The organism is Nonomuraea monospora (genome assembly GCF_039531895.1).
GTDB classification, from domain to species: domain Bacteria; phylum Actinomycetota; class Actinomycetes; order Streptosporangiales; family Streptosporangiaceae; genus Nonomuraea; species Nonomuraea monospora.
This window is the reverse complement of the sequence record NZ_BAAAQX010000041.1, coordinates 41,912-52,483: the sequence shown is the minus strand read 5'-3', so window position 1 is coordinate 52,483 and position 10,572 is coordinate 41,912. Positions and strand designations below refer to the sequence as shown.

9 protein-coding genes are annotated in these 10,572 nt (G+C 72.4%); 7 read left to right on the top strand and 2 right to left on the bottom strand.

Annotation, left to right across the window (positions count from 1 at the left end; genetic code table 11):
• The coding region (locus ABD331_RS49120) for a hypothetical protein (protein ID WP_344492062.1) at positions 1 to 269 on the bottom strand (269 nt) is incomplete at its 3' end.
• On the opposite strand from ABD331_RS49120, the gene ABD331_RS49115 reads away from it, so the two are divergent.
• Positions 268 to 1,284: a MerR family transcriptional regulator gene (locus tag ABD331_RS49115; protein ID WP_344492059.1), complete on the top strand. Its 1,017-nt coding sequence runs from the start codon at positions 268 to 270 to the stop codon at positions 1,282 to 1,284. The genes ABD331_RS49120 and ABD331_RS49115 overlap by 2 nt on opposite strands.
• A gap of 170 nt (positions 1,285 to 1,454) precedes the next feature.
• Here the strand turns inward: ABD331_RS49115 and ABD331_RS49110 are convergent, their stop codons facing one another.
• Positions 1,455 to 2,216: a DUF7910 domain-containing protein gene (locus tag ABD331_RS49110; protein WP_344492056.1), complete on the bottom strand. Its 762-nt coding sequence runs from the start codon at positions 2,214 to 2,216 to the stop codon at positions 1,455 to 1,457.
• A 188-nt stretch (positions 2,217 to 2,404) separates the two neighbouring features.
• Here ABD331_RS49110 and ABD331_RS49105 point away from each other — a divergent pair, with 188 nt between their 5' ends.
• The 6 genes from ABD331_RS49105 to ABD331_RS49080 all read left to right on the top strand — a co-directional run bounded on the left by ABD331_RS49105 (position 2,405) and on the right by ABD331_RS49080 (position 10,556).
• Positions 2,405 to 3,910 (top strand): ROK family protein, encoded by a 1,506-nt coding sequence (locus ABD331_RS49105; RefSeq protein WP_344492053.1) that lies wholly within the window; start codon positions 2,405 to 2,407, stop codon positions 3,908 to 3,910.
• 85 nt (positions 3,911 to 3,995) lie between these two features.
• The gene (locus ABD331_RS49100) at positions 3,996 to 4,937 is read left to right on the top strand and encodes a carbohydrate ABC transporter permease (protein ID WP_344492050.1); all 942 of its coding nucleotides are present in this window, start codon (positions 3,996 to 3,998) and stop codon (positions 4,935 to 4,937) included.
• The gene (locus tag ABD331_RS49095; RefSeq protein ID WP_344492048.1) at positions 4,930 to 5,736 is read left to right on the top strand and encodes a carbohydrate ABC transporter permease; all 807 of its coding nucleotides are present in this window, start codon (positions 4,930 to 4,932) and stop codon (positions 5,734 to 5,736) included. The genes ABD331_RS49100 and ABD331_RS49095 overlap by 8 nt, the downstream gene beginning before the upstream one ends.
• 13 nt (positions 5,737 to 5,749) lie before the next feature.
• Positions 5,750 to 7,015, top strand: a complete 1,266-nt coding sequence (locus ABD331_RS49090) for an ABC transporter substrate-binding protein (RefSeq protein ID WP_344492045.1) — start codon at positions 5,750 to 5,752, stop codon at positions 7,013 to 7,015.
• A 35-nt stretch (positions 7,016 to 7,050) separates the two neighbouring features.
• The gene (locus ABD331_RS49085; protein WP_344492042.1) at positions 7,051 to 8,238 is read left to right on the top strand and encodes a glycoside hydrolase family 15 protein; all 1,188 of its coding nucleotides are present in this window, start codon (positions 7,051 to 7,053) and stop codon (positions 8,236 to 8,238) included.
• Positions 8,235 to 10,556 (top strand): glycoside hydrolase family 31 protein, encoded by a 2,322-nt coding sequence (locus tag ABD331_RS49080; RefSeq protein WP_344492039.1) that lies wholly within the window; start codon positions 8,235 to 8,237, stop codon positions 10,554 to 10,556. Before ABD331_RS49085 ends, ABD331_RS49080 begins: the two co-directional genes overlap by 4 nt.
• Positions 10,557 to 10,572: the final 16 nt, after the last annotated feature.

Genomic DNA, 10,572 nt, shown 5'->3' with positions numbered 1-10,572 from the left:
GACAGCGCGGACAGCGCGGACAGCGCGGACAGCGCGGACAGCGCGGACAGCGCGGACAGCGCGGACAGCGCGGACAGCGCGGACAGCGCGGACAGCGCGGACAGCGCGGACAGCGCGGACAGCGCGGACAGCGCGGGCGGCGCGGGCGGCGCGGGCGGCGCGGGCGGCGGATTTAGGAACGCCGGTCGAGGTACTGGACCGGCGATCGAGTCGCCGGAACGCCGATCGGCTTGCGTCTCAAGCGGCTTGAGGTACAAAGGTGGCGCCATGACCGACGACGAGCTGTACCCCATCGGTGACGCGGCCCGCCGCAGCGGCCTGAGCGTGAGCGCCGTCCGCTTCTACGCCGACATCGGCCTGGTCGCGCCCACGGCGCTGAACGAGGCCGGTCACCGCCTGTACGACATTCACGCCATCGCCCGGCTGGAGCTCGTCCGGACCCTGCGCGAGCTGGACGCCGACCTGGACGAGATCCGCCGCCTGCTCGACGGCGGCACCACCCTGCACGACCTGCTCACCACCCATCTGCGGGTCGTCGAACGCCAGGAGCGCACCCTGCGGGCCAGGCGCGCGGTGCTGACCGCCCTGATCAGGCAGGGCGGCACGGCCGCGCAGGCCGGCCTGATGCACAGGCTCGTCTCGATGACGGACGAGGAACGCGAGCGGATCATCGACGACTTCTGGAACGACGTCGGCGCGAACCTGGACGTCCCCGAGGGCTTCGTCGACCGGTTGCGGACGATGCGTCCGGTCCTGCCCGCCGACCCCACGGCCGCGCAACTCGAGGCCTGGATCGACCTGGCCGACCTGGTGTCGGACCCGGCGTTCCGCGACGCGGTCCGCACCTACCTGCGCGACACCTACGCCCCGCCGGAGACCAGGCCGCTGGCGACGGCGCCGTTCCAGGAGTTCATCCACGTGAGCGGGGCGCCGCTCATGGAGGAGCTGCTGGCCGCCTGCCGCGCCGGGGAGTCGCCCAGGTCGCCGCGCGCGCAGCGGGCCGTCACCCGCTTCATGGAGGCGGCCACCGCGCTGTCCGGCACGCCGCTCACCGACGAGGTGCGCGACCGGATGGCGGACGGGTACCGGCAGATTCCCGACATCGTCCGACGGATGGCCGAGGAGGACGCCTCCTCTGGGAGCTTGGTGTACGACGACACCCACGGCCGGTACGTGTCGCTGGTGGCGCGGATCAACGGGGTCGCGGTCGAGGAGGGCCCCGATTCCGTCCCCTATGCCTGGATCGCTGAGGCGATGCGCGCCGAGGAGCCGCCGTCGCCGTAGCGGACGGGCCGGGACGTCGTCGTCCCGGCCCGCGATGACCGGTCAGGCATCGGCGACAGGCGACCGGTCAGGCTCCGGTGTCAGGCGATGACCCCGGGAAGCGGCACCGCGTCAGGGGTTCGCCCAGGGGTGGCCCTTGGTCGAGGGTTCACCCAGGGGCGGCCCTTCGGTCAGGGGATCACGCAGGGGCGGCCTTGGCCGTCCACCCCGCTGGACTCCCTGAGGTTCACCGCCGACCCCAGCGGCACCGTCGTGCCGGCGCTGGGGGTCGAGAACAGCACGGTGCCGAACACGTCCTTGCAGGTGTTGTCGAACGTGACCGCGCCGACCGTCAGGCCGGCCGCCACGATCGCCTGCTGGGCGCTGGCGTCGTCGAAGCTCTGGACGTTCGGCACGGTCGTGAGGCCGCACTGGACGCGGAAGATCTCCCACGCCTGGACCAGGGTCGCGTCGCTGTGGATGACGTCGGTGATCCGGCCGCCGCCGCCGACAGCGGTGAGGAAGCGGCCGTTGACGGTCTGGATGGCGAACCCGTCCCCGCCCTGCCGGATCAGCGCGAACTTCTCCCACGCCTGCAGCACGGTCGCGTTGGTGTGGACGACGTCGGTGGTGCGCCCGCCGCCGCCGACGGCGGTGAGGAAGTGCCCGGTCACCGTCTTGATGCCGAAGTGCACGCCGTCGCCCGCATCTACCAGCGTGAACCGCTCCCAGGACCGGGCCACGGTGGCGTCGGAGTGGATGACGTCGGTGGTACGGCCGCCGCCGCCCACCGCCGTCAGGAAGTTGCCGGTGTTGAACGTCTTGAAGGTGCAGGTGGTCGGCGTCGCGAACGGCAGCGCCATGGCCGCCGAGGCGGGCTGCGTCAGCCCCGCAAGGCCGGCGGCGGCGAGCACCGTGGCCGCGATGACGCCGAACACGCGTCTGAGATTCATCGTTGTTGTCTCCTGCCCTCGGCTCCTCTGGTGGGAGTCCTTGTCTGCAGGGCGTTCCACGGGCGTTCCGGCTGATGGAACGGGTCAGCGCGCCGCGGGTTTCAGGAAGGTTTCGGACCCTTGACAGGACGATGGCCGCGCCTCAGTATCTTCACCACTAACTTTATTCCTAAAGAAAGTCCTCTCACATGGCAGGCACGGACCGCGGCGACCTCACCAGGACGGCGATCCTCGCCCTCCTGGGCACGGTCGGCCCGCTGAGCCGCAGCGAGATAGCCCGCGAGCTCGACCTCAGCCCCGCCACCGTCACGCAGCTCACCAAGGAGCTCATCGGGCACGGGATGCTGGAGGAGCTGGACCTCAAGCCGTCGCGCGGCGGCCGCCCCGCCCAGCGGCTCGGGCTGGTCGGCAGCGCCGGGCGGGCGCTCGGCGTGAAGGTGACGGCCGACCACCTGGTGCTGGTGGACGTACGGCTCGACGGTGAGGTCCTCGGCTCCTGGGAACGGCCCCACGACCCGGCGGCGCCCGACGCGCTGGAGCAACTCGCGGACGCGGTCGAGTCCGTGGTCCGCGAGATCTCCGGGGTGCCGCCGCTGCTCGGCGTCGGGGTGGGGGTGCCGGGCAGCGTGGACGACCAGGCCGTCGGCACCGTCAACGCGCCGACGCTCGGCTGGCAGGCCATGCCGGTAGGCGAACGGCTGCGCCGCCGGCTCAACCTGCCCGTCCTGGTCGAGAACGACGTCAACGCGCTGGCGGCGGCCGAGCGGTTGTACGGGCGGGGGCGTACGCACAGCGACTTCCTCGTGGTGACGATCGGGCGCGGTGTCGGTGCGGCGATCGTCGCCGACGGGCGGGTGTATCGGGGGGCTCGGGGTGGTGCGGGCGAGTTCGGGCACCTTCCGGTGGATCCCGCGGGGCCTGCCTGCGGGTGCGGTGCCAGGGGGTGCCTGGAGGCGTTCGTCGGCTCGGCGGGGCTGCTCGCCGCCGCCCACGCGAGGCGAAGCGCGGCCCAGGGCGACTGCCGTACGGACGCGAGCCGGTCGGACGCGAGTTGGTCGGACGCGAGCCGGGCGGACGCGAGCCAGGTGGAGGAGGAGCGGGCGCACGTGGACGCGCGTGACTCCGGCGCACGTGACTCCGGCGGGCGCGGCTCGGACGGGCGCGATCTCGACGCGCGCAGCTCGAGCGCACGCGACACGGGCGGGCGCGGCTCGAACGGGCGCGATCTCGACGCACGTGACATGGGTGCGCGTGACACGGGGGCGCGTGACACGGGGGCGCGTGACACGGGAGCACGTGATTTCGACGGGCGTGACCCGCTCGGCGCGGTGGCTGCGCTTGGCCGGGCCGCCGCCGGGGGCGAGGTGGCCGCGCGGGAGGTGTTCGCCGAGGCAGGGGCGATCCTGGGCCGCGCCACCGCAGGCCTGATCAACGTGGTGGACCCCGAGGTCGTGGTGGTGCTGGGCGAGGGGACGGCCGACTGGCCGCTGTGGCGGGCGGGCTTCGAGCCGGCCCTGCGCGCCCAGCTCTACCCGGGCCGGCGAGACATCTCGGTAGAGGTGGAGAGCTGGGACGACACGAGCTGGGCGCAGGGGGCGGCGGCTCTCGTGCTGGCCACCCCGTTCGACTCCGCCGGCGCGGCGGGCGAGCAGGGCCGCCTGGTCCGCGCCCGCCTGATCGGAGCCTCCTCATGAACGCCCCGCCCGACCGGAGCCGCAGCATGAGCACCGGCCTGCTCCACGCGCCGCCGCTCGCGGCGCCGCCGAAAGGAGCGGCGGCATGAGCGTCCGTCAGGCCTTGCCCGAGGCACCACCGAAGCCACCCCTCGCCCACGCCCGCCCGAAAAAGCGAGGACGCTGGCGTTACGCGGGCACGGTGGCGTTGTTCCTGCTGCCCAGCCTGATCCCCCTGACCCTCTACACGCTGATCCCGATGGTCGGCTCGTTCTGGACCAGCCTCCACGAGTGGGACCTCATCACCGACATGCGCTGGGTGGGCCTCGGCAACTACGCCGAGCTGATCGCCGACCCCGACACCCGCGCCGCGTTCGGCCACACCCTGTACTTCATTGCCGGCTACCTCCCCCTGGTCTACCTGGGCGGGCTCGGCCTGGCGGTGCTGCTGAACCGGGTGATGCCCGCGCGCGGCCTGCTGCGCGGCATCTACTTCCTGCCGGTGATCACGAGCTGGGTGGTCGTGGCGCTGATGTGGAAGTGGCTGCTCAACCCGGCCAGCGGCATCGTCAACTGGGCGCTGGGCCTGGTGGGCGTGAGCGGTCCTGGCTGGTGGACGGATCCGGACTGGGCGATGCCGTCGATCATCCTCGCCTCGGCCTGGAAGGACCTGGGCTTCGTGATGATCATCCTGCTGGCGGGGCTGCAGGCGATCCCCCGGGAGTACCAGGAGGCCGCGATGGTGGACGGGGCGACGGCCTGGCGCAGGTTCCGGCACATCACGCTGCCGCTGCTGTCCCCCTCGACGTTCTTCGTGGTGGTGATCTCGCTGATCAACGGCTTCCAGGTGTTCGACCAGGTGCAGATCATGACGGGCGGCGGGCCGGGCGGCGCGACGCAGGTGGTGGTCTCGCAGATCTACGACCTGACCTTCCGCTACGGCCGGGCCGGCGCCGCCTCGGCGTTGTCGTGGCTGCTGTTCGCGCTCGTGCTGCTGGTCACGATCGTGCAGATCCGCGGCCAGAGGAGGTGGGTGACCTATGGCTAAGGCCCTGAGATATCTGCTGGTGGGGCTGGGCGCGCTGGTCATGTTGTTCCCGTTCGCCTGGGCGGTGATCACCTCGATCACGCCGAGCGACGCCGTGCTGGCCGTGCCGCCCGACTTCACCCCTGAGGGCGCGAGCCTGGACGCGTACGGGCGGCTGCTGGAGACGCTGCCGTTCTGGCGGATCGTGCTGAACAGTGCCTGGATCGGCGCGGCCTCCACCACGTTGCAACTGGTCACCAGCGCGATGGCGGCCTACGCGTTCGCCAGGCTGCCCTTCCCCGGCCGGGGCGCGCTGTTCGCGGTGTACCTGGCGACGCTGATGATGCCGCTGCCGGTGCTGGTCGTGCCGCTGTTCATCGAGATGCGCGCGTTCAACCTGGTGGACACCTACTTCGCGCTGCTGGCGCCGACGATCGCCTCGGCGTTCGGCGTGTTCCTGCTGCGGCAGGCCGTCAATCAGGTGCCCAGGGAGTTCGACGAGGCGGCGGTGCTCGACGGCGCCGGACATTTCCGCATCTTTCTGTACGTGGTGCTGCCGCTGATCCGCCCGGCCCTGGCCACGTTCGCCATCTTCGGCTTCATGGCGAGCTGGAACAGCTACCTCTGGCCGCTGATCATCATCAAGTCGCCGGAGTTCATGACCCTGCCGCTGGGTCTGGCGACCCTGCACGGCCAGTTCACCACGCAGTGGGACGTGGTGATGGCGGGCTCGGTCGTCAGCGTCGTCCCGATCCTCATCCTGTACGTCTTCGCGCAGAAGCACGTCATCGCCAGCGTCGCGCAGAGCGGGCTCAAGTAGAAGGAATCCCCCCATGTCACGACACATCAAGATCGTCGGTGCCATCGCAGCCGCCGCGCTGCTCGCCACCGCCTGCTCGCAGGGATCGGCCACCCGCGGCACCACCGCCGAGGCGGGCGGCAAGGTGACGCTGCGGTACTTCACCTTCTCCGCCGCGCCCGACCACGTGAAGGACCTCGACACGATCGAGAAGGCCTTCGAGAAGGAGAACCCGAACGTGGACGTGGTCGTCGAGACCGCCCCGTTCGACCAGTACTTCACCAAGCTGCAGACCAGCATCGCCGGCGGCACCGCGCCCGACACCTTCGAGCTCAACTACGAGAACTTCGTCACCTACGCCAGCGCGGGCTCCCTGCTCGACCTCGGCACGGTGGCGGGCGACGTGGACACCTCGGTGTACGCGCAGTCCTCGCTCGACGCCTTCAAGCGGGACGGCAAGCAGTACGCCCTGCCCGCCTCCTTCTCCACGGTCGTGCTCTTCTACAACAAGGACCTGTTCGACAAGGCCGGGGTGCCCGCGCCGACGGCCGACTGGACGTGGCAGGACGAGCAGGCCGCCGCCGAGAAGCTGACCGACAAGAAGAAGGGCGTCTACGGCGACTTCCAGCCGGTGCAGTTCTTCGAGTTCTACAAGACGCTGGAGCAGGCGGGCGGCGAGTTCCTGTCGGCCGACGGCAAGAAGTCGGCGTTCAACAGCCCGCAGGGCGTCAAGGCGGCCACCTGGCTGGTGTCCAAGGTGGGCAAGACGATGCCGACCGAGGCCGAGATCGGCGGCACGGCCGACTACGACACCAACCTGTTCAAGTCCGGCAAGCTCGCCATGTGGCACAACGGCATCTGGCAGTTCGCCGGGCTGAAGGACGTGCCGTTCGAGTGGGACGTCGTCGTCGAGCCCGGCGACTCGGCCAAGGCCAGCGCGGTCTTCCACAACGCGGTGGCGGCCTCATCGGGCACCAAGCACGGCAAGGAGGCCTGGGCGTGGGCCCGGTTCCTGTCGGCGTCCGACACCGCGGCGACCACCCGCATCCAGTCGTCGTGGGAGCTGCCGCCGGTCTCCGACCAGCAGGTGCTGTCCGGCTACCTCAAGGACCCGGAGCCGGCCAACCGGCAGGCGGTCTTCGACTCGCTCAAGTCGATCGCGCTGCCTCCGGTGATCAAGCGCCAGCAGGAGATGCAGGACGCGGTGACCAAGGAGCTCAGTGAGGCCGCGGCCGGGCGCAAGAGCGTGCAGGACGCGCTCACGGCCGCCGCCGCCGAGGTCGACGCGCTGCTCGGCTAGCCGTTCCCCGTTTCTACGTACTCAGGAGAGATTCGTTGTCCCTCGTCGCGCACAGCCTCGACGTGATCAAGAGTTTGCAGGCGCCGTCAGGGGCCTACCCGGCCTCGCCCACCTTCTCCGCCTACCGCGGCTACTCCTGGCTGCGGGACGGCGCGTTCATCGCCGAGGGGGTGAGCAGGCACGGCGACGTGGCCGGCGCGGACGCCTTCCACGCCTGGTGCGCCCGGGTGGTCGGCGACCGCGCCGGGCAGGTGGACCTGCTGGTGTCCCGCGCGGGGCGCGGCGAGGTGGTCACGGCGGCCGAGATGTTGCCGACCCGGTTCACGCTGGACGGGGTGGACGGCGACGACGACTGGTGGGACTTCCAGCTCGACGGGTACGGCACGTGGCTGTGGGCGCTGCGCGAGCACGTCGCCCGGCACGGCAGGGCGGTGCCCGGCGTGGAGAAGGGCGTCAGGACGGCGGCCCGGTACCTGACCGCGTTCTGGCACGTGCCCTGCTACGACTGGTGGGAGGAGCACGTCGAGCACCGGCACGTGGCGACGCTCGGCTCGATCCACGCGGGCCTGCGGGCCGCCGTCGCGCTCGGCGTGCTGAGCGCCACGGAGTCGGCGGCGGCGGCCGAGGCGGCCGAAGGCATCGCCGCGCTCGTCGCGAGGGAAGGCGTCAGAAAGCCGGGCGCGAGCGGACCGGGCGGCACGAACGCACCGGGCGCGAGCGGGCCGGGCGCAGGCGAGCCGGGCGCAGGCGAGCCGGGCGGGCCGGGCGCGGGCGGGCCGGGGTATCTGCGGAAGTGGCTCGGCAGTGACGCGGTGGACGGCAGCCTGCTGGCCTGCGTCGAGCCGTTCGGCCTGTACCCCGCCGGCCACCCGGTCGGGGAGGCGACGGTCGCCGAGGTGGAGCGGCAACTGGCCCGCGACGGCGGCGTCCACCGCTACCTCGCCGACACCTTCTACGGCGGCGGCCGGTGGCTGCTGCTGGCCGGTTTCCTCGGCTGGAACCACGCCCGCGCCGGACGGCGGGAGGAGGCCGCACGCTACCTGGAGTGGATGGCGGCGCAGGCGACCCCCGACGGCGACCTGCCCGAGCAGGTGTCGGACCTGCTGCTGGCCCCTGACCGGCGGCAGGAGTGGCTGGATCGCTGGGGCCCGGTGGCCACGCCGCTGTTGTGGTCGCACGGCATGTACCTGATCCTCGCCGACGAGCTGGGGGTGACCGCGTGATCCGGCACAGGCCCCACGGCTCGGGGCATCCCTACGCGGACACGGAGGACCAGCGCGTCCCGGCCAGGCCGCTCGACGGTGAGAGCGTGGAGCTGCGGGTGCGCGCCTCGGCGGAGGTCGTCTCCGTCGTGTGCGACTGGTCAGCGGACGGCGCCGCCCCCATCGAGCTGCCCCTGACCAGACAGGGCGGGCAGGACGAGCAGGGCGAGCAGCACGCGCAGGGCGAGCAGCACGAGCAGGGCGAGCAGCACGGGCAGGGCGAGCAGCACGGGCAGGGCGAGCAGCACGGGCAGGGCGGGCAGAGCGCGGGATCGGTGGACGGCGGGCACCTGGCCGCCGCCCAGGCGCGGGCCGCCCGAGCCGCCGCCGGTTCCTGGGCCGTCCGCACCCCGGCCCTCCAGGCGGGTGCCCGCTACGCCTACCGCTTCCGCTCGACGACGACCGGCGGCGTCACCCGTACGAGCAGGTGGTTCGAGGTGACGGCGGCGAGCTGGTCGGACGCGGGCGGCAAGCTGGAGATCGCGGGCGCCGACCGGATCGTGCCGGGCAGCGTGCGCTGGCTCGCCGACGGCGACGGCCCGCTGCGGGTGCGGTTCGAGCTGGCGCTGGAGCCGCGGGAGCACGTGGTGGGCTTCGGCGAGCGGTTCGACGCCGTGGACCAGCGGGGCCGGAGCCTGGACGCGGTGGTGTTCGAGCAGTACAAGGCGCAGGGGCGGCACGGGCGCACGTACCTGCCGATGCCGTACGCGATGGTGGTGGGCGGCGCGGCGAGCTGGGGCTGGCATGTGCGCACGTCGCGGCGCACCTGGTACGACGTGGGCGCGTCGCGGCCCGGCAGGGTCGTGGTGGAGGCGGAGACCGGCCGGGACGGCGAGCTGGGGGTGCGCTTCTACGACGGCGAGCGCCCGGCGGACGTGCTGGGCGCGTTCCTCGACGAGGTGGGCCGCCCGGCCGAGCTGCCGGACTGGGTGTTCCGGCTGTGGGCCAGCGGCAACGAGTGGAACACCCAGGAGCGGGTGCTGGCCGAGCTGGACCGGCATCGCGAGCACGGCATCCCGGTGGGCGCGCTGGTCATCGAGGCGTGGAGCGACGAGACGACGTTCACGGCGTTCCGCGGCGCGGAGTACGAGCCGTCGCCGGACCCGCACCGGCTGGCCGACTACACCTTCCCCGCCGACGGGCCGTGGCCCGACCCGAAGGGCCTGGTGGACGAGCTGCACCGCAGGGGCGTCAAGGTGCTGCTGTGGCAGATCCCGCTGCAGAAGATGCGCCCCCACCCGCGCCACCAGGCCGCGGTGGACGCCCGGCAGCTCGTCGAGCGCGGCTACGGCGTGCGCGAGGCGGACGGCCGCCCCTACCGCAACCGGGGCTGGTGGTTCCCGCTGGCGCTGATGCCCGACCTGTCCTCTCAGGAGGTGCGCGACTGGTGGACGGCCAAGCGCCGCTACCTGGTCGAGGAGGTCGGCGTGGACGGCTTCAAGACCGACGGCGGCGAGCACGCCTGGGGCCACGACCTGCGTTACGCCGACGGGCGCGACGGCGCGGCCGGCAACGGGCTGTTCCCGGTGCACTACGCGCGGGCGTTCGGCGATCTGCTGTGTGACTGCGGGAAGGCGCCGGTGACGTTCAGCAGGGCCGGGTTCGCGGGGTCGCAGCCGCACGGCGCGTTCTGGGCGGGCGATGAGGACTCGACGTGGGAGGCGTTCCGCTCCTCGATCCGGGCCGGGATCACGGCGTCGGCCTGCGGGATCGTCTACTGGGGCTGGGACCTGGCGGGCTTCTCCGGGCCGGTGCCGGACGCCGAGCTGTACCTGCGGGCGGCGGGCGCGTCGGCGTTCATGCCGATCATGCAGTACCACTCCGAGTTCAACCACCACCGCACCCCGATCAGGGACCGCACGCCGTGGAACGTGGCCGCGCAGACCGGGGACGAGCGGGTGATCCCGGTGTTCCGGCGGCTGGCCGAGCTGCGGGAGCGGCTGGTGCCGTACCTGGCGGAGCAGGCGCGGGCGGCGACGGCGGGCGGCGCGCCGCTGATGCGCGGCCTGTTCTTCGACCACCCGCACGACCCGCAGGTGTGGCGGCATCCGCTGCAGTACCAGCTCGGTGACGCGCTGCTGGTCGCGCCCGTGACGGAGCCCGGTATCAGCGAGACGTCCGTCTACCTCCCTCACAGGGAGGGCGGCTGGGTCGACGTCTGGACCGGGCGCGAGCTGCCCGGCGGGCGGAGCGTGAGCCTGCCCGCGCCCCTCGACCGCCCGCCCGTGCTGTGCGCGGCGGAGCACTGGAGCCGATTGTCCCCGTTGTTCGCCGCTTGAGATGTTCGCCGCTTGA

Excerpts from the sequence above, each read along its gene's own strand:
- ABD331_RS49110 (WP_344492056.1), bottom strand. The coding sequence starts at position 2,216 with ATGAATCTCAGACGCGTGTTCGGCGTCATCGCGGCCACGGTGCTCGCC.
- ABD331_RS49105 (WP_344492053.1), top strand. The coding sequence starts at position 2,405 with ATGGCAGGCACGGACCGCGGCGACCTCACCAGGACGGCGATCCTCGCC.
- ABD331_RS49090 (WP_344492045.1), top strand. The coding sequence starts at position 5,750 with ATGTCACGACACATCAAGATCGTCGGTGCCATCGCAGCCGCCGCGCTG.
- ABD331_RS49095 (WP_344492048.1), top strand. The coding sequence starts at position 4,930 with ATGGCTAAGGCCCTGAGATATCTGCTGGTGGGGCTGGGCGCGCTGGTC.
- ABD331_RS49115 (WP_344492059.1), top strand. The coding sequence starts at position 268 with ATGACCGACGACGAGCTGTACCCCATCGGTGACGCGGCCCGCCGCAGC.
- ABD331_RS49100 (WP_344492050.1), top strand. The coding sequence starts at position 3,996 with ATGAGCGTCCGTCAGGCCTTGCCCGAGGCACCACCGAAGCCACCCCTC.